A 19097-nucleotide genomic window follows, 5' to 3' on the forward strand; every position below is an offset into this window, starting at 1 on the left:
ACAGAACATTGTCGCCATGCCGCATGCTACTTCTGGAACCTCGTTTACGGCTTAAAACGGTGCAGCACTTCACCTGTGGGTGTTGTTAGCCGAATGTTTGACATTTGCATCTCGCCCGCGGCTCGCGACGGATCGATGCGAATCCCTTGCACTGGTTTTGCTGGTGAAAACTCGATTGCAACCTCGTGGGCTGCTCCGTCGTGCTTTGGCTCGAACCGAACACTGCGATCTCGATAATACGCGGGCGCGACGCCTTGTTCGTGCCAGAAGACTTGTCCGTGACCGGATGATTGCGATCTCATCGTGAATCGAAGCGTCAACGGTTGCTGATGGATCGCTTTTGGCAACGGGCAGGAAAAAGAGGGATCACCGCCGCTGCTGGTGACAACAAGTACACCGTCGGTAACCGCCAGCGTGCAAGTGCCGTCGGCTTGCCAACCCGCAATCGGCTTGCTGCGAGGACGCGTGGGTTTTTGGGACGCTGGACTCGCGGTGTTTCTGATTCTCCCGACCCCTTCTTGCTCCGGTTGATACTTGGCCGGATCAAAGTTTTGGTTAGGCAGCGGTAGTACGGCGTGGGTATCGATAAGGAATGTCTCGATTAACGCGTCCATGGTTTTAACGCGTTCAGGGTACTTGGCCGACACATCATGCTGTTCTCCGAGATCTTCGCTCAAATTGAATAACTTGTAGCGATGGTTTCCGTTTTTACCGCCGTGAAAAATACGGATCAATTTCCAATCGTTTTGGTGTACGCTCACCGAAGGTGGGAGCCACTCGGGAACAGGCGGGCTGTGCGGAAAGAATGTGAAAATAGCTTCGCGCTGGAGCGATTTTCCATGCAGTGCCGGCACGATGCTGATGCCATCAAATTCCTGATTCGGCTGAGGTGCAATGGACAACAGTTCCAATAGCGTGGGGTAGAAATCGCTGCTTTGAATCACTTCATCACTACGCGAGTTTGCTTCGACGACTGCTGGCTGCACGACAATCGCAGGTCCGCGAACGCCTCCTTCATACATTGTTGCTTTGCCGCCTCGAAGCGGCGAATTGCTAGTGGCCGTGGTTCCATCCACTTGGTTATACATGTTTCCGCCGTTATCCGATGCAAACACAATGATCGTGTTCTCTGCAATCTTCAGTCGGTCCAAGGTATCGAGCAATGTGCCGACCGCATCATCCATGCTTTCGATCATTGCGGCATAGGTGGGACTGCGCTGCGGATCGTTCGGGTCAATCATTTTCCTGTATGCGTCGATCAACGATTTCTTGGCATCGAAAGGAGCATGAACGCTGAACATCCAGTAATTCAAAAAGAACGGTTGGCTCTTGTTCGACTCGATGAACGCCACGGCTTCCTCAGCCATCCGATCTTCGATGTGTTCGCTCGGCGTGTTGGGATCGAAGTCAGGGTACTTCCATGGCGCAACGTAGCTGCCTGCGGGGCCCGGTCCCGCCCAATGCGGAACGTCGACATCAAAACCATGCTCTAGCGGTGAGTATGGCTCGGCTCCGAGATGCCATTTTCCAAAATGACCGGTCGCGTACCCATTGTCTTTGAACATTTCGCCAAGCGTGTAGTACTCGGTCGATAACCGCGAAACTGAACTCGGAAATGTTGCCATTTGGTTTGCGGGTCCGGTTCCCGTTGCCGTTGCCTCGAGGATCACTTGGGGCAAATGGCAATTCGGAGTGGTGATTCCGGTTCGCGCCGGGCTAAGTCCCGTCAGTATCGCGGATCGCGTTGGCGAGCAAAGCGGACTCGATGCATATGCATGCGTGAACGTCATCCCGCGTTTGGCGAGTCGCTCGATATTGGGTGTCTTGTAAAATTTGGTGGTTTGAAACAGCGTCGTATCGCTCCAACCCAAGTCGTCCGCCAAAATGAACACCACATTTGGCTTCGCTTCGGCTGCGATTGCGGACGCGGTGAACAGGAACCATACAATCCCCAAACACAGACTCCGTTGCAGAGTGGATAGCTGGCGATTTGAATTCAATTTTGGTTGCTTCACGAAAACTTCTAAGTTTTGGGGGGGGATTAAGTATCGGATCCAAAGCAAACATGGTAATCAGGACGCAACGTTACTGCGGGAGATCCGGAAAAGCTTTGAGTTCAAGTCCGTGAGTATGGGGCACGCCCCATTGCTCGTAATAGAGGACTTTGACGCGATTCCAATCGTCGCGGATCATCCAACGATTTAGCTGGACAATATTTGCGAGCGTCCATCTCCGCCGGGCGTGTTTTAAAATACTTGCTTCGAGCCATGCGTCGTCAAAACCTGCCCACTCACCGGCGACACACGTTAGATTCGCGATACAGACGGGATACACTTCACGAAACAAAATCGTCTCAATTTCCGAAGCCGTGTAAGGTGATTCCGCGAGGGATCGAGCAATGCACGACAAGTCATGATCCTGCAATTCAGTGTCCAGGAAAAGATCCGACAAGGCACGCCAAACGGGGCGGCGATTTTCAATATCTTGATCGGCGGGAGTCATGGAAAAAGTGACGGCGAATGGAAGGCTTGTTACGTCACCGCATCGTCGCCGCTGGCACGAAGCGGTACGACCGCGATAAATGATGGAGACACTCTCAGTGAACTTCGGCGATCATTCCTCGGTCGCAAAGTACGCTTCGCATAACATGCGAAGAAAGTTCTCGACTTCATGATGCATCGGTTCATTGACCGAAACGATCAATATGTTGTCCAACGCTGATATCGCCGCGGTTCCACCAGACGATTGCCATTTAGTAGGACTCAGTGTTTCCCTCATCACCTCGACGATCTCCTCGCTCTTGTCCTGCATCGCTTTTGGCAAGCGATACATTTTAATGACGCGGCGTTGCTCGGACGCTTCCGCAGTTGTGACCATAAGTACCTCGTGCTCGATGACGTAGGTTAAATCCAAGCTTCGTAACATCAGTCGTAAGGCACTGCGAAGCGTGACGTGTTCTAACGCAAGCGTCACAGGCACGTCGGTCGCGATCCCCAGTTCCTCCAGCGATTGCCTATCGATCACGATTGGGATTTTGTGCATGTCTGAAATGTTCTGCATCGCTTCGCCCAACGGAGTCTCGATAAATTGGATACTCGTTTCATCATCAAGCGAGGCGAGAATACGAGCTTCCGATGCATTGTCCGATCCGATCGTCACGACTTGGTTTTCTCCAATTGGCGGTCGCTTCGCCACACGTCGCATCTGCGTCGGCTTCGAGTTCACGGAACTGGGCTTCGGTTGATTTGGTGCTGCGAACGGATCATGTAAGTCGGTCGCCCCGCTTCCGCCAAAGGGATCTGACGACTGAGCAAATCCAAGTGAACTAATCGACATTGCAACGACAGCCACCAACAACAAACGCATGATTGACATCGCGGGACCTCCGAACAGAGAAAGAGAAGTGTCATGGAATCGTTACGAATCCGCCATCGAGAACACGAATGTTGAGTCCTACGTATTGTTGACACGTGAGTATTCATGGCGTTCTATGGCTGTGATCTAACGTACCACAATTTTAATCCACGCGCACAAATGAGGGTTTTGAACGCACAGCAGGTTACATCGATCGGTTGAACCAAGCTGTGTTTTATGGCTTTCGCTTTCGCGCACGCTGAAGGCACTGCTCGACCTCTCCTTTAAATGCGTTTGGGAGAGGTGGCAGACGCGCAAGTCACCTCTCCCGAGCGAAGCTTGGGAGAGGTCGCAAGGGCCCTTCAGGCCTCGTGCGGGTGAGGGCGACCGCGCAACATCGTGTCTAGTGCGACTCAACTTGCTCGGACGCCCTCTGTAGACTGATCATCATCAATTGCAGGCGAATCGATGCATCTGAGTTGGCATTGGATATGTTGGGCCTTCATTCGATCCATTTACGACTCTGAGTAGCTGGGGCCAACGGGTGTACGTTTTTATTCCCTTTAAGTGTTTCGGGTGAGCAACGCTAAGCCACTAAAGACTTTACGTCTGCCGGGTTTCCTGAATCTATGATAGCGGAAGCGAGCGGTTTGCCGCTGATACGCCGCACCCTAAAAATATTTGTCTTGGCAGGCCGATATTGAAGGTAGATAATTCCAATCTCAGTGGCGAACGATGGGTGAAGGGAATCTCATCCTCGTCTTGCCAAATCGTGTTTCGGTTGCGACCGCAGACGGCATCGCCGTCGCCCTCAGCAATCCCAGCATTTTGGGGTGTAAGGATTCCACCACAATTGCGTCTACTTTTCTAAGTTGTCTACGGAAGGAATTAGCGAGACCCTTGGAAAGCAGGCACCATTATCGAAGGAGCTTGATTTGATGAAGACAATACCGCCATGCGACCTCTGGGGCATGAAAACCCCGACCTTTGAAATCGACCCATCGCCTAATTCGCAAGCGAAACGGGCGTTGGTGAATTGGATCGATAGCAATCTGCAGATACTTACAGATTCGCAATCAAAATTCGCGAGTCCCCTTTCGCTGCAAGACGAACTTGACTCGCAAAAGCAGGGTCGATAGACGGAGCGCTGTGAGCGACACCACGGCAAACGATTATGTCTTTGCCGAGGATGGGGTGTCAGAAACTACAAAACCCGCCGCGAATGGATTCGTGGCGGGTTTTGCTTTCAAGAAGTCAACGCAGTGGCTAGCTCATTCCCAGCCGACGGGTTGAGTCCAAGCTTGTTGCTTCTGGTCTTTGAACGACGGGTCCACTGGCGGTTTGCTGCTGGTGACGACCGCTCGCACATAGAGTTCGTTGCCGGTCAATTTGTACTCTGGCGTTGCCGATTCGGATGTCGCGACAACCGCCCCGATGCGATGTTCATCGACTCCGTCCCCCTTTTTTAGTGTGGCAATGAACTTGGTCTCGTAGGTGGTGTCGGGCTCGGTTGCTATCGCCAGCGATAACGTTTGGCTTTCCTTGTCAAATTGGACATCGGACAATGCCACTCCGCTAGATGCATAAAAGTCGCCTTGTTTCATTGCCCGAATCAAATGCTCGGGAGTCAAGTACTTGCTGCGGACCATCACCCAGCCTCGCCCGGGACGCGAACCGGCCTTGCCGTGATACTCGTGTGAATCGTCGGTGCCGATTCCCATCAACGGGGGAATGTCGAGCGAGGTTTGACGAATCGCGTTGGCGATGTCCCACATCCGTTCGATGCTGGGGTGATCGTCGTCACCGAGATGGTTCACACCGGGATGTCCGTTATAGACCTCGAAGAAACGCTCCGAGACGACCGCCGCCAAATCCTCGGCGGTTATCGCATAATGAAAATTGGGATGGTTGACGTGAGGCAAAACCTCGCGGCCGTGTTTCTTTTCATGCTCGAGGATCGCACGCAAGTTGTTTTCGATTGCTTGTCGCACGGTGTCGCCCCCGACCGGTTTGATCACCTCGGCCAAATTCGTGGCGTTGATGTGAACTGGTTTCCCCTCGGCTTTATCGCTGATTTCTTCGGCCGGAATCAGAATGAATTTGCCCGTTTCTTCGACAAGATAGCGAAACTCGTCCATCGGCTTCAGCCGGACTTCGTGATTTTTCTGTCCAGGCTCGCCTCGGGTTTCCACCCATGCATCCCCGAATCGTTTCCGGTAACGACCTAGAATGCCCTCGTCCGCTCGCTTATGGATCGCGGACATCTCCATCCAACGCATGCCTTCGCTCAGCACGTTGTGGTCAGTTAACGCGAGAAAGTTGTAGTCGCGTTGACGATACCAATCCGCGATCATTTCAGGGAATTGGTCCCCATCGCTCCATAACGAATGGGTGTGCAGGTTGCCCTTCCACCATCGTAGTTCAGGGTCGCCGTTGGATGACTCTTGTGCATTTGCACGGAGCGTCAATGTGAGAAAAAACAAACTCGCTATAATCCAATGTTTCCGCATGTTACTTTGGTTCCGTATGTTGATTTGGTTCTGGCCAATTCAAGTGTTTGTGTAGAAAAGCAAAGGTCCCAAGACCACGAATAGTATGGGGGCCATTGAAGAATTCGATGGTGGTGGAATCACCGATTCCGAGTTCGTCGTAGTGACGCCGGACTTTGGCGTATTCCGCTGCCACCCATTCGTCCGGTGCGACACCGTCACGATGTCCTCGCTCGACCATGAACGGGCGGGGCGTCATCATACAGGCAAGCTCAGCATAGTTGGCCACGTTTCCCATGTTCCACTCCCAAATTTCATATTCGCCAGTGTAGACGTAACTAGACCGATAGATGTTGCTGGTTGTTTTGCCAATCCACTCATTGAAGTCGGCGGAACAAATCGACAAGGCGTATTGCGGAACAAAAGGGGGCACACGCACTGCGGTCTTGCCGCCGTAGGAGATGCCATAAAACGCAATCCGATCGGGATCCACATGAGGCTGCATACTGAGCCACTCGAGCGTACGTTCGTGCTGAGGGATGATGTAACTAAACAGAGATCGCTTCAGCGGATTGGATTTTCGTTGAATTTCGCGAAATCTGTCGCCGCCGCGATAGGGATTCTGAGGTGCATAGACAATGAATCCGCGGAGCGCTAGCTCGGCAGCGAAGCCGCGATCTAAGAAAAGATCCGTGTGTTGTTCCAACGTGCTGGCGGCGGTACCTTCGAGCCCATGTTGGCAAACGACAACGGGCCGCCGCTCGCCTGGTTTCAAATCGGTCGGCAATATCAAAATGCCTCCGGCGATCACATCGTCGAACACATCCAAAACCACTTCGTATCCCTTAAACTTCTCTTCATCGATAATTAATCGAGAACGGGGGTTGGCCGGAAGCTTGGCATGCGGAAGTCGCCCAATCACCTCATCATAAAATTCGTCACGATACGCTGCGGTGGTGTCGATCCAGGACTCTACGGTGCTCCGATTGGCCTTTTTCCAGTGCTGATCCCGAATCCGAGGGCTGTCGCGAACCAAACGTTGATTTCGCTCAACCAGCTCATCGACCTGTCTCGCTTGTCTTTCGGATGCATCCGCCAGCGGTAATAGCGGTGTCAATTTCGCGGTTGTTTTTAACGATGCGTCGAGATTTAGTCCGGCTAAAAACAAGGTCACCGCTGAAACGCTGCCGGCGGGGCCCGTGCCATCGTCACTAATTACCAGCTCGATTTGGTCGGGTTGACCCAACGATTGGTAATGGGATTGAGCACGTGAAAACTCATCGCGTACGGAGGCTAGTTTCGGAGTATGTATTTGGCCGGGGGCTGATCCGCCTCGGCGGCCAGGGGTGACTGCGGGTGGTCCATCGACTTGGGGAACTCGGCACGCTTCGACAGTCAGTCGCCGCGGCGCGATGAGCGAGGCAATGTCGGCGTCGGCAAACTCGGTCAACAAGCTCCAAACATTGCGGTAGATCGGTTCACGCCATATCTGTTCGCGGTCGTCAAAATACCCGCACACCATTGCCGAATCGATTCGCGTATCGATCGCCGCAGCATAAAATGCTAATAATCCTCCTTCGCCCACACCGGCGACGCCAATCGGTCGGTCCTGCTTTTTAGAATCGCGTCGGGCGACAAAGTAATCGACGGCAGCAAGTATTTTCTGCACCTCGTAACCGATCACGTGGCGTCCGATTTCGAACGACGTGCGGTAAACGAATTCGCGATGAGGTTGGTTTGTAAAACCAACTGCTGGATTTCCAGAGTGTTCTTGGTCGCGATTGATCAGCGTCGGAATCAGTACCTCGCAACCTTGTTGGACCAAATGCAGTACAAAAAGGTTGGCGTCGGCACCTTCGCTCAATCCCACGAATGCTTCGGGACTCCAGTCAGCATCCGGGATTGCGATCACGCTTGCGGTGGGCTCTCGTCCTTTGGGGGTCAACAACAATCCTTCGCCGGTAACGCCGTCCATTACGGGCCAGCGGACTTCGCGAACCACGCAGTCGGCGGAACTAGCCAGAATCGGAGCGGCCGACTGAAAGTCGTCCTGAGATATGATCATCTGTAGCGTCGGCTGATCGGCACGGGGATCGACTGCACCGATAATTTTCGCGAATCGTTCGCGGTTCGCCAGGACGCTGTGCAAATAGCGATCTTCGGACGCATAATCACGATGCCAATTTTGCTTGCGTATTTGCTTGGAAAGGCTCAATTCACGTTCTGCGAACCGATTGATCTCACGTACCATCCACCCATCCAGTGGTTCGTCTAGCTGAAGCGGTTGGGTGTTCGGCAGCGTTTGCACTTCACCGAGCGTGGGTGCGGCGTTGTCCTTGGCATTCGCGATTGTGAACGTGGTTAGCCACGCAAAACAAACCGCAGAGAGGAGGTTTTTGTGAAACAAGAAACCGCGAGCAGACATTCGCATCTATAGACTTGTCGGTGGGAGGCGAGCGAGGTGGGAAGTCTTTGCGAATATTCTACATCATTCGAGAGTGGGCGTGTGTGGAATGGAATCTGACAGTTTTTTAGTTCGTTGTGGCAAATGTTTTAGAACCTCTACCGAGCGAAGCCTGGGGGAGGTCCAGTGGGCGATCGTCTCGTTCGGGAGGGCGACCACGCGATCCGGCGGATTGTGTCAACAAATCTCCTGACAAATTCTGCTACATTGGCAATCGCATTAGATTTGATTGTGCCGCGTTTTTCGAACGTATACAATCGAACCTCCCCCCACAGCGACGATCTTGCTCGCTCTATACACTTGCTCCCACCTCGCGAAAGTGTGATTGAATGAAATATTTTGAATTCTCGCGGTCCCGATTTCCTAGCTTTTGGATCGGCCTTGTCTTTGGTTTAGCCATAGCGGCAAACTGCATCCCGCAGTCGTATGCTAATGCTAAAGATTCGATCCAGCCCGATAGTGAAGCGAATGCGGGGCTTTCCGTTGCTACGTTTGACATCGACGCCACTCCGCCCGTTGGTTTCGTGATGGCGTATGACCGAGTCAACAGTCATGGTGAACTCGGGCTGCGATGCCGTGGTATCGTGATCATGGGCTCCGGGGATCCGATTGTGCTGTGTGCGATGGATTGGATCGGGATCGCTAACCAAAGCCATGATGTGTTTCGCCAGCGGATCGCAAAAGCTGCGGGCACGACGCCGTCACGCGTTGCAGTTCACACGCTCCATCAACACGACGCGCCGCGTTGTGATTTTGGTGCTGAGTCGCTACTGAATCAGGTTGGTGCCACGGATTTGGGAACACACGATGGAACCTTTGCACGACGAGTGATTGACCGCTTGGCAATGGCAATTCAATCTTCGTTGAAAACGGCGAAACCAGTTACACACGCTGGTTTTGGAACCGCCGAAGTGAAAGAGGTTGCTTCGAATCGTCGGCTTCAAGACGAAACCGGTAAAGTCGTGGCGACTCGCTATACGGCGACCCGCGATGCCAAGTTACGCGCCCTGCCGGTGGGCACGATCGATCCCGTGCTCAGTTCGCTGTCGTTTTGGAATGGTGACGCCCCAGTCGCCGTGCTGAGCTATTACGCGTGTCATCCGCAAAGCTACTATCGTACTGGGATTCCAAGTCCCGATTTTCCAGGGATCGCGAGATTCTTTCGCAGCCAAGATGCTCCGGGACCGTTGTATGTGCACTTCAACGGCGCAGGCGGTAACATCGGCGCAGGCAAATACAACGACGGCTCAAAGCCGAACCGTTTGATCTTGGCAAAACGTGTCGCCAACGCGATGCATCAGTCCTTTGAAACGACCGAGAAGTTTGCGATTGGCCCTGAGGATGTTAATTGGTCCACCGTGGGAGCGGCGCTACCGCCAGCAAAACATCTCGATCGCCAAACATTGGCCGACGCTGTATCGAAATGGGACGGAGTTCGTAATGGGGGTGCCCCCAGCGACTTGGCGTGGCTACTCCGCTGCGAAAATGGTCACGAGATCGATCTCGGTTGTTTATCCGTCGGCGACGTCCGCGTGCTGCATATGCCGGGCGAATTGTTTATCGAATATCAATTGGCTGCCAAGGCAATGCGGCCTGATTTGAAAGTCGCGATGGCGGCCTACGGCGATTACGGCCCTGGTTACATCGGCACCGCCGAGGCGTACGGACAAGGCGGCTATGAGACAAGCCAGACGGCGTCCAACGTGGCTCCGGAAGTCGAAACGGTACTGATTGACGGAATTAAAACGCTATTACAAGTCAAGGAGGTGGCCCAATGATCGCCCGTTACTTAAAGCCTATCCGGAAACCGATAGCGAAAGTCGTCAAGACTTTCGATCAAACGCTATCGGGGCCGAAATTCTTGACGAATTCCGCTACGACAGAATCAACCATGAAAGCTCATCCTCGGTTTTCTGACCGGTTGTTGTTGATGACGATGTTCTATTTGGCTCCTTTGTTGATGTTCGGATTCGTGACTGGCGAACTCTCGGCGAACGAGCCTGCTTCCACCAGCGGGCCGGATTACTCCGACGAGTTGCCGCGGATCGCCCCTACAGAGCCTGATGCTGCACTTTCCACATTCACTGTGGCGGACGGATTCCAGATGCAGCAGGTGGCAGCGGAACCACTGCTCGGCAGCCCCGTGGCAATCGAATGGGACGAACATGGCGCGATGTACGTCTGTGAAATGCGAGGCTACAGCGAAAACCGCGAAGATGGTATTTCGACTATCGCTAAGTTGACGGATTCCGACGGCGATGGGATTTACGACAAACGTGTTGAATTCGCCCGCGGACTGTTTTGGCCGACCGCATTGTTTCCCTACGATGGCGGTTTGTTTGTCGGGGATGCACCGGATCTGTTGTATTTGAAAGACACCAACGGCGATGGAGCGGCCGATGTTAAACAGCGAGTGTTGACCGGGTTTGGCACGTCGAATGTGCAAGGGTTGATGAATTCGTTCCGCTGGGGACTGGATAATCGGATTCATATCGCTTGCAGCAGTGTCGGAGGCGAGATCCGACACGCACATGCGGCCCCAGACGTTGCGGGTGTCAGCATCCGTGGACGTGATTTAGCGTTCAACCCTCGCACTTACGAATTTGAACCGACCAGTGGTGCGGCGCAGCATGGGATGTGCTTTGACGATTGGGGACGAAAATTTGTTTCTTCCAACTCGGATCACATCCAGCAAGTGATGTATGAAGACGATGACATCGCGAAGAATCCGTTTGTTGTGCCGCCTCCTTCGCGAATTTCGATCGCCTCCGATGGCCCGCAAGCCGAAGTGTTTCGCACCAGCCCGGTCGAACCGTGGCGAATCGTGCGAACGCGATTGCGAGTATCCGGTGAGGTCAAGGGAGTGGTTGAAGGTGGCGGCCGAGCCGCTGGCTACTTCACCGGTGCGACCGGGGTGACCCTATACCGAGGCGATGCATGGCCCGCGAAGTGGAAAGGTCACGCCATCATTGGCGACGTAGGCAGTAACTTGATTCATCGCAAACGGCTCGATCGCGATGGACTAGAGTTCGTCGCAAACCGGATTGATGATCAAAGTGAATTCGTTACCTCGAGTGACATCTGGTTCCGCCCGGCCCAATTTGCCAACGCCCCGGATGGGACGCTACACGTGATTGATGTTTATCGTGAGGTGATTGAACATCCGTTGTCATTGCCTGAATCAATCAAAAAGCACCTCGATTTGACCTCGGGGCGGGATCGTGGGCGGATCTACCGAATCGTCCCCACGGGATACACACACCGTTCGTCCCAAAGTCTCGCTGGGTTAACCACATCGAAGCTGGTTAAAACGCTTGCACATGCGAATGCTTGGCATCGTGAAACCGCGGCACGACTGCTGTACCAGCGGCAAGATCCGGCAGCAGTGGTTCCGCTACGGTCGTTGGTCAAAGACAGTCCGTCGCCGCTGGGACGAATGCATGCGATGTACGCGCTAGATGGACTGGCAGCATTGGACGAGGCGACGCTAATCAGCGGCCTGCGTGACAAACATCCGCAAGTGCGACGGCACGCATTGCGATTGAGTGATTCCATTGAATTCACGCCTTCGATTGAAAGGCGGCTCGTTGAGATGATCGATGACGAATCGATGGAGGTCCGCTACCAGTTGGCTTTTGCCCTAGCGAACACCGAGGGTGATGTCCGTGTCAACAGCTTGGCTCGTATCCTCAGTCGTGATCCGAACGACCGCTGGATACGCGCTGCGGTGCAAACGGCGATAGGCGATGATGCCGAAAAACTGCTTGTTCGGCTGAAGCAAGACGACTCGTTTAACGGCAAGTCGGCGGAGGCGTTTAACAATCAGTTGAGCACTCAAATTGCGGCGCGAGCACGTAATGCACTCTCCAACGGCGGCGAGCGTCCAAAGAAAAGTGTCTCTACGACATTGGCGGTTCGATCCCCCGAGGCAATTGCTCATCGGCAAAGCGTTTTGGCAAAGTACCGTGATGCACTCTCGATGCAAAGCGATTCCGATCGCGGCCGCGAACACTTTAAGAAGCACTGCAGCACGTGTCACCGAGTAGAAAACGTGGGACACGAAATTGGTCCGAACTTGGCGACCATCAAAGCCCGTGGTGAGGAGACTGTCTTGACTGCGGTCCTCGATCCGAATCGAGAGGTGAATCCGCAATACATCAACTACGTCGTTTCGACACTCGATGGAGAAATCGTATCCGGGATGATCGTTGACGAAGGGGCAACGAGTATGACGTTGCGTCGCGGTGACAATGTTACCGCCACGGTTTTGCGAATCGACATCGACGAACTGAAGAACACCGGGCTGTCGATCATGCCCGAGGGATTCGAAGACGCGATGGACAAGCAAGCAGTCGCCGACTTGATCGCCTACTTGATGCAGGCATCCTAGTTCTTTGTCAGTCTTTGATTTTGGGGTAGTGGATCTTGCTAAAGATCCTTTCACACCCAAGAAACCGGGAGCTTTAGCAAGCTCCACTACGTTAGGCGGCCAAGTTTTATTACTAGACGAAGCACTTGCTGGATAACGCGAAGTGCGTGGCACAAGGATACGGTTTGACGCTTGTGGCAGGTGATTTTAATCAACCCGGATAATGCGAGGGTGAGCCACGAACCGCGTGTTATCCCCGTTTGATAGTGTAGGATTGCGAGTTCCCACCTTTGACGGCTGACATTGGCGGACGATCGTGAAAGTCGTCTTGGATTTGCGATGCCACGCCGTGGTCAACTGCACCGGGGTGTGCGTGCAACAGGTAACGCCAAGATGTCGGTTTATCTTTGTACAGCGTCACCGCTCCATCAAAACAAGCCGAGGCACCCATCCAGCCATCGGCACGGACGTGCCACTTGCTCGGAAATCTGGAGTTGCTGGAATGGTCAAAGTAGGTGATACCCTCGACGACGCCTTTGTCAATCGAACCGCTGTAGTCGATCCAGGGTGATGGCAGTCCAAACAAATCCTTCTCACCTTGTTTACCGTTCGCTCCGGTAATCACCCCGTCGCCGAACCTCGCTGAAATTGCTTTCGCGACTCGTACCGCCAGCAAGCCAAAATTGGTTTTCCCCAATTCTAAGGTGTCTGCAACCGATCGCAGGGATGTTTGCAGTTCAACAAACAAGCCCGCATTCGGCGCCGGTGCAACTGCGACGTAAAGGTCCTGTTTGATCAGCGGTTTCGAATCGGCCCCGCTGAGCCATTCGAGCCGAACGGCCATCCTCGCTTCGTCATCTCCATCGTCGTAGGCGACCCACTGCGTTTGACGAATTTTGGTGCCGGCGGTGTCAGACCAAAAACTCTCTCCGTCCACCATATGGTGCGCAAACCACACGGATCGATGATGATCGTGATCCGGGGCGCCGGGATGCCCCATCCGTGTTAACGGAATCCCGGAGGGGCCAGTTAACGGAAAGAAAAACGGGCGTGGTGCATCCTCGGACGCATGCCAGCGAAGACGTTCGCGACCATCGATCACAAACGCGACTTGGTTGCTAGGAAGGGGAATGATTTGACAGCGGGGCGATGACGAAAACTCAAGTGGTTGCATGAACGAAACTTGTTGGGGGCGATGCTTGGTTGAATGAATGCTTAGGCGAATAGGTCGTGAACCACTTTAGCTTCTTCGGGGCCTGTCAGCCGATGAAGTCGACCGCCATGCTCGAACGTCAGTCGTTGATGGTCGATTCCCAACAAGTGCAAGATCGTAGCGTGCAAGTCGCGGAAGTGAACTTTGCCTTCGACCGCACGTGATCCTATTTCGTTGGTCTTGCCGTGCACGTAGCCTTGTTTCGTTCCGCCTCCGGCTAACCAGAACGTGAATCCGCTGGAGTTGTGGCCCGAAACGTCCTTGCCATCGCCGGGGACTAAGCCAGGCCGACCAAATTCGCCGCCCCAGACGACGAGCGTGTCTTCTAACAATCCTCGTGCCGCCAAGTCTTCGAGTAATGCCGCAATGGGGGCGTCAACCGTTTCGCAGTTCGCTTTCAAGTCACGTCGATGATCATTGTGTTGATCCCAACTGCCATGATTGACTTCGATAAACCTCACTCCTGCCTCGGCAAACCGTCGAGCAAGCAAGCATTGACGCCCGAAATCGGTAGGGCGACAGGTGCCGACCGACAACTTTTCTCCTACGCGATATCGCTTTAACGTTTCCGGGGTCTCGTTGCTCAAATCCAACAGCTCGGGGGCGGTTGACTGCATCCGAAAAGCAAGTTCCATCGACTCAATCACACCATCAAGCACCGGATCACCCGGTCGCGCATCGCGATGTTCCTGGTTCATCGCCTGCACAAAATCCAACTGACTTCGTTTGATTTTCTCGGGCAGATGATTTCCGGAAATATCACGGATCACTGCTTGGGACATATCTTCGCCATTGGTGCCAATCGGCGTGCCCGCAAACTGAGTCGGCAGGAAAACGCTGCTGTACACCGATGGCTTAGCCGCATTGAGACTAACAAAGCCCGGCAAATTTTCGTTCTCCGTTCCCAAACCGTACGAGATCCACGATCCCATACTAGGCCGCTTTCTCAGTTTTTCGCCGGTGTGTAGCTGCAGAAAGGATTGGGCATGGTTTCCCGTGTCAGCGTGCATGCCATTGATCACACAAAGCCGATCGGCATGTTTGGCCGTTTCAGGCATCAGATCTGAAATCCATAGTCCGCTGTCACCACGCTGAGCAAAAGGGAATACCGACCCCGGATGCTTTTCTTTCCCCGTTTGCGGTTTGTAGTCAAACGTATCCATTTGTGCCGGTCCGCCGCTCATGCACAAAAAGATGACACGTTTGGCCCGGGGACGAATCGCTGCATCCGCGAGTGGCAACTTTGTTGCGGCTTCGGCAGTGCTTGCCTGCAACTGACACAGCGACTGCATCGCCAAGTATCCAAAACCACACGAAGCGGTTTGCAGCATCGTTCTTCGTGAAATCATGTCCACTCTCAATCCACGTATCGAAATTCGTTGGTCATCAACAAGGCTTGGCAAAGGCTCGCCCAATTTCGTGTTTGACGCTCTTTGTCTGTTTCGGATAGCTCGGCTGCATCGCTGATCTTTCGAACCATCGCAAGCGATGCGTCAACCTCTGACGAGCTCGCGTGACGATGCAGTACACTCGCGAAAATTAGCTGAATTCGATCTCGATCATCATCGCAATCCGAATTCAACACCTGGGTAGCCAGATGCTCGGATTGCTGAACAACGAAGGGGCTATTCAGCAAGAACAACGATTGAGTCGGCAGCGTCGTGACATCACGTTTCCCCGTGATCCCCACAGCATCGGGAAGATCAAAAGCGGCCAGCTGTTTTGGCGGTGCGTGGCGAAGCATACACAGATAAATACTGCGATGATTACTTTCGCGGTGTAGATCGGTCGCGTTGCCAGGAGGCCAATTGATCAACGCATCGACCTTTTCGATCGCCGATCCCTTTTCTGGTGAATAGTCAATTGATCCGCATGCTTGCAGAACGCTGTCACGTAGCGATTCTGCATCCAATCGTCGACGATCATGGCGAGCCAGGAATTGATTATCGGGATCGATTTGAAGGTGCTCGTCGTCACATCGACTGTCCAATCGATAGGTGCGAGAGAGCACGATGGACCGGATCAAGCGTTTGATCGACCAACCTTGTTGAACAAATCGATTGGCGAGATGGTCTAACAACTCCGGATGCGACGGGCGAGCGCCGTAGACGCCAAAGTCATCTGGCGTCGTGACGATTCCTTGGCCGAAAAGGTGCTGCCAAACGCGATTGACCATCACCCGGGCCGTTTGCGGATGGTCGGGATGGGTTAGCCATTCCGCCAATTCTAAACGCCCACTGTGTTGGGCTTCGATTGTCATCCCCAAGCCATCGGAACCGTCGTTGGTATTGATGGTTTGATAGGCAGTGAGCGTCCCACGTGGCGCTAGCGGACCAAGTTTCTTGCCTTCGCCGTTGATGTGGATTTTGCAATCAACGGGTTTGTTTTTTTCTCGAACGCCCATAGCGAAACCAAAGGGCGGAACGACTCGGATGCCTTGTGGCTGGCCCGATGTCCGGTGCAACTTCAATGCTTCGTCATCCGAAAGGGCTCTTGGAAACAATGCGAACTCCCCAATATTGCCCGTAAGCGGTGCAAAATTATCGCTGCGGTTTGCCAGGCAAAATTCCGTATTGTCGCCGAAGGTCGATTTCAATTTCGCTTCGATTTCAAGCTGCCCATTCAGAAACAACTTCATTTGATCACGGTCGCGGACCAAGACGATGTGGTTCCAGCTGTCCTTTGGGATGACGGTGTTTCCAGCAACGGACGCCGTGCCCTTGTTTCCGTTAAAGACAAACAATTTGCCGGTTCGAGACGTGTCGTGGTTGCCGCCAATGCCAATGTGATCGCCGGGAATTCCGCTGTCTCGCTGTTTGCCCCGCGAAAACAGGTAGGCCGTGATCGCTCGAGAATTATTTTTGAGCGTGTTGCGGAACCAAAGAGAAACGGTATAGGACTCGGTCGGCTTAGCCAACTTGCCAACAAGCGTTGTCTTTTCCACTGTCGCAAATGTTTCCGCCGAATAGCTCGCCGCTGGGGTCACGGTCAATCCATCCGGTGCCGCGTCGAGTCGGACGTGCAGCTCAGGTGAAAGCGAGTCAATCGTGGCGGAATAATCGTCTGGAAACGAAGGAGCACTCGAGCGATCTGGCTCGGTTTGGTTCGTCGACCAATCCGATCTTAGTTCGTGCAGCGGAGTGGGCGGTGCGGTTAGTTTCTGATTCGCAGCGGCGCCGTAGAGAGTTTGGGTGCTGGAAAAAATTCCCGCCAACGCGTAGTAGTCACGAGTCGGAATGGGATCATGTTTGTGGTCATGACATCGTGCACAGGCAACGCTCAACCCGATCACGCCAGTGCATACGACATTGATTTGGTCGTCCACCACGTCCATGGCGAAATTACTGTTCATTGCCGACGCCGGTTTCGATCCGATGGCAAGAAAACCAGTGGCGATTAGCTGCCGATTCCGCTCCGCTGGCGATACTGATGGCAGCAAGTCACCCGCGATCTGTTCCTTCAGAAATTGGTCATAAGGAAGATCGTTGTTTAGAGCATCGATCACGTAGTCGCGATAACGCCACGCATGAGGAAAGGTTGCGTTGCGTCCCAAACCATCGTCGCCATTGGATTCGCCATAGCGAGCAACGTCTAACCAATGGCGTCCCCAACGTACTCCGAATTGCGGACTTGTTAATAAGCGGTCAACGAGCGTTTCGACCGTCGAGTCGGCGTCGCGTTCGTACTGGGCGACGAAGGCATCAACTTGCGTTAACGTCGGCGGCAATCCGATTAGGTCGTAGTAAATCCTGCGCACCAGGGTGCGAGGATCAGCATCCTTCGTGGGGGAAAGTCCTGCATCTTCCATTTGCGACAAGACGAAATTATCAATCGAGTCGCGCGGCCACTGGGGATTGCTCGCGGAGGGGACCGATGGCGTTTGTCGAGGCAAGAAAGACCAAAGTGCCTCGGCATCGATAGGCTGCGAGGCGGGCGTTGGGCCTGCGTCATCTCGAGGGTCAACGGCACCCTGCGACACCCATTTCTCGAAGTCCTTGATCACCGATTCAGATAAAGGGGCGTCCGGCGGCATTTCCAGGTCGTCGTACCGCAGAGCCTGGATAATCAAACTCTTATCGGGGACTCCCACTAGCAAAGAGGGGCCCGATTCGCCACCGGTGCGCATTGCATCGCGGCTATCCACGCGGAGCTTCCCGCCAATTTCGCCCGAGTCCGATGAATGGCATTCGTAGCAATGCTGGACCAGTACGGGACGGATTTTCGTCTCAAAAAAAGCGGCTGGATCCTCTGCTGCGTTAACGCAGTCGCAAACAACGATTGCAAGTGTCAACAGCAACGAGTCGCGTAGGATTCGCTTCATGGCGACCAAGCGGATTGGGGGGGTGGGACGAAGGCGGGAACCCTGATTGTTGAGGATTTGCCAAGCAAATGCAAATTGTTTTGGCTAAGAAACGCGGGTTTTGCGAATAAATCTATAGAGCGGAGTGATCCAATGAGCATCGGGTGACCATTGATATCGATGATTTTCGAGCGAATCGGCCGCTGGCGGGGACTGCTCAGCTTTACTCGCGTCAGGCCCGCTAATACGATGGCGAGCATGCTGCGATCGACAACGGTCCGCAGTTCATCCCACCTTACCTCTCGAAAAGCACGCCTCTGATGATACGATCACTCTTTGCTTGTGGACTGACTTTTGTACTTGCTGCGACTTTCTGTGTTAGCGCGACGACATGCTCTGCTACTGATGATTACGACTATGACCTCGTTCATTCGTCGGTCAGTTTCAAGGCACGCCATCTCGATATCAGCTGGATTCACGGTCGATTCAATGATGTCTCGGGAAAATTCTCGCTTGACCGCGAAACGCCTTCCAACTCGACCTTTGCGTTGACGATCAAAACCGACAGTGTTGATACCGCAAACGCGGCCCGCGACGAGCATCTTCGCCAGCCCGATTACTTCGACACCAAGCAATTCCCAACGATCACTTTCAAAAGCACAAGCGTCAAACCGATTGATGGTGGCTACAATGTCGAAGGTGATTTCACGATGCATGGCACCACCAACAAAATCACGCTCGTGTTAATGGGTGGCAAGGAGCACGATTTCAAAGGCACAAAACGTGTCGCGTTCTCAACCGAATTATCGCTCAAACGCAGCGACTATGGGTTCGACAAAAACGCGATCGGGCCGATCGGCGACAAGGCTTTGATCATGATCGATTGCGAAGGCGTTAAAAAGTAGCGG

General features: G+C 53.6%; 12 protein-coding genes. 4 read left to right on the top strand and 8 right to left on the bottom strand.

Annotation, left to right across the window (positions count from 1 at the left end; translation table 11 throughout):
* Window positions 1-44: 44 nt before the first annotated feature.
* From SH528x_RS22125 to SH528x_RS22135, 3 genes are all read right to left on the bottom strand, one after another.
* A complete protein-coding gene (locus SH528x_RS22125) occupies window positions 45-2015 on the bottom strand; it encodes a sulfatase (RefSeq protein ID WP_442505628.1) in 1971 nt (656 codons plus the stop codon).
* A 70-nt stretch (window positions 2016-2085) separates the two neighbouring features.
* Window positions 2086-2502: a DUF7079 family protein gene (locus SH528x_RS22130; protein WP_442505629.1), complete on the bottom strand. Its 417-nt coding sequence runs from the start codon at window positions 2500-2502 to the stop codon at window positions 2086-2088.
* Window positions 2503-2613: 111 nt separating this feature from the next.
* Complete coding sequence (locus SH528x_RS22135) at window positions 2614-3375, bottom strand: hypothetical protein (protein ID WP_442505630.1); 762 nt, start codon at window positions 3373-3375, stop codon at window positions 2614-2616.
* A 917-nt stretch (window positions 3376-4292) separates the two neighbouring features.
* Here SH528x_RS22135 and SH528x_RS22140 point away from each other — a divergent pair.
* A complete protein-coding gene (locus SH528x_RS22140) occupies window positions 4293-4493 on the top strand; it encodes a hypothetical protein (RefSeq protein ID WP_442505631.1) in 201 nt (66 codons plus the stop codon).
* Window positions 4494-4625: 132 nt separating this feature from the next.
* Here the strand turns inward: SH528x_RS22140 and SH528x_RS22145 are convergent, their stop codons facing one another.
* Both SH528x_RS22145 and SH528x_RS22150 read right to left on the bottom strand, forming a co-directional pair.
* Window positions 4626-5837 (bottom strand): PHP domain-containing protein, encoded by a 1212-nt coding sequence (locus tag SH528x_RS22145; protein WP_442505632.1) that lies wholly within the window; start codon window positions 5835-5837, stop codon window positions 4626-4628.
* Between the two features lie 28 nt (window positions 5838-5865).
* Window positions 5866-8274, bottom strand: a complete 2409-nt coding sequence (locus SH528x_RS22150; RefSeq protein ID WP_442505633.1) for a hypothetical protein — start codon at window positions 8272-8274, stop codon at window positions 5866-5868.
* Between the two features lie 362 nt (window positions 8275-8636).
* Here SH528x_RS22150 and SH528x_RS22155 point away from each other — a divergent pair, with 362 nt between their 5' ends.
* Window positions 8637-10085 (top strand): hypothetical protein, encoded by a 1449-nt coding sequence (locus tag SH528x_RS22155; protein WP_442505634.1) that lies wholly within the window; start codon window positions 8637-8639, stop codon window positions 10083-10085.
* Window positions 10086-10198: 113 nt separating this feature from the next.
* Entirely contained in the window at window positions 10199-12697 is a 2499-nt protein-coding gene (locus tag SH528x_RS22160) for a PVC-type heme-binding CxxCH protein (RefSeq protein WP_442505635.1), read from the top strand.
* Between the two features lie 229 nt (window positions 12698-12926).
* Here the strand turns inward: SH528x_RS22160 and SH528x_RS22165 are convergent, their stop codons facing one another.
* From SH528x_RS22165 to SH528x_RS22175, 3 genes are read right to left on the bottom strand one after another with little or no spacing between them, the layout of a single operon-like run.
* Window positions 12927-13850, bottom strand: a complete 924-nt coding sequence (locus tag SH528x_RS22165) for a PmoA family protein (protein ID WP_442505636.1) — start codon at window positions 13848-13850, stop codon at window positions 12927-12929.
* 41 nt (window positions 13851-13891) lie between these two features.
* Window positions 13892-15238: a DUF1501 domain-containing protein gene (locus tag SH528x_RS22170; protein WP_442505637.1), complete on the bottom strand. Its 1347-nt coding sequence runs from the start codon at window positions 15236-15238 to the stop codon at window positions 13892-13894.
* 8 nt (window positions 15239-15246) lie between these two features.
* Window positions 15247-18210: a DUF1553 domain-containing protein gene (locus tag SH528x_RS22175; RefSeq protein WP_442505638.1), complete on the bottom strand. Its 2964-nt coding sequence runs from the start codon at window positions 18208-18210 to the stop codon at window positions 15247-15249.
* Window positions 18211-18509: 299 nt separating this feature from the next.
* On the opposite strand from SH528x_RS22175, the gene SH528x_RS22180 reads away from it, so the two are divergent.
* Window positions 18510-19094, top strand: a complete 585-nt coding sequence (locus SH528x_RS22180) for a YceI family protein (RefSeq protein ID WP_442505639.1) — start codon at window positions 18510-18512, stop codon at window positions 19092-19094.
* The last annotated feature ends 3 nt before the right edge of the window (window positions 19095-19097 follow it).

Origin of the sequence: Novipirellula methanifontis (genome assembly GCF_052161655.1) — a bacterium.
GTDB lineage: Bacteria > Planctomycetota > Planctomycetia > Pirellulales > Pirellulaceae > Novipirellula.

Bases quoted from the DNA above. Each gene is read 5' to 3' on its own strand.
- SH528x_RS22165 (WP_442505636.1), bottom strand. From the start codon at position 13,850: ATGCAACCACTTGAGTTTTCGTCATCGCCCCGCTGTCAAATCATTCCC.
- SH528x_RS22150 (WP_442505633.1), bottom strand. From the start codon at position 8,274: ATGCGAATGTCTGCTCGCGGTTTCTTGTTTCACAAAAACCTCCTCTCT.
- SH528x_RS22155 (WP_442505634.1), top strand. From the start codon at position 8,637: ATGAAATATTTTGAATTCTCGCGGTCCCGATTTCCTAGCTTTTGGATC.
- SH528x_RS22180 (WP_442505639.1), top strand. From the start codon at position 18,510: ATGATACGATCACTCTTTGCTTGTGGACTGACTTTTGTACTTGCTGCG.
- SH528x_RS22175 (WP_442505638.1), bottom strand. From the start codon at position 18,210: ATGAAGCGAATCCTACGCGACTCGTTGCTGTTGACACTTGCAATCGTT.
- SH528x_RS22140 (WP_442505631.1), top strand. From the start codon at position 4,293: ATGAAGACAATACCGCCATGCGACCTCTGGGGCATGAAAACCCCGACC.
- SH528x_RS22130 (WP_442505629.1), bottom strand. From the start codon at position 2,502: ATGACTCCCGCCGATCAAGATATTGAAAATCGCCGCCCCGTTTGGCGT.
- SH528x_RS22135 (WP_442505630.1), bottom strand. From the start codon at position 3,375: ATGTCAATCATGCGTTTGTTGTTGGTGGCTGTCGTTGCAATGTCGATT.
- SH528x_RS22160 (WP_442505635.1), top strand. From the start codon at position 10,199: ATGAAAGCTCATCCTCGGTTTTCTGACCGGTTGTTGTTGATGACGATG.
- SH528x_RS22170 (WP_442505637.1), bottom strand. From the start codon at position 15,238: ATGATTTCACGAAGAACGATGCTGCAAACCGCTTCGTGTGGTTTTGGA.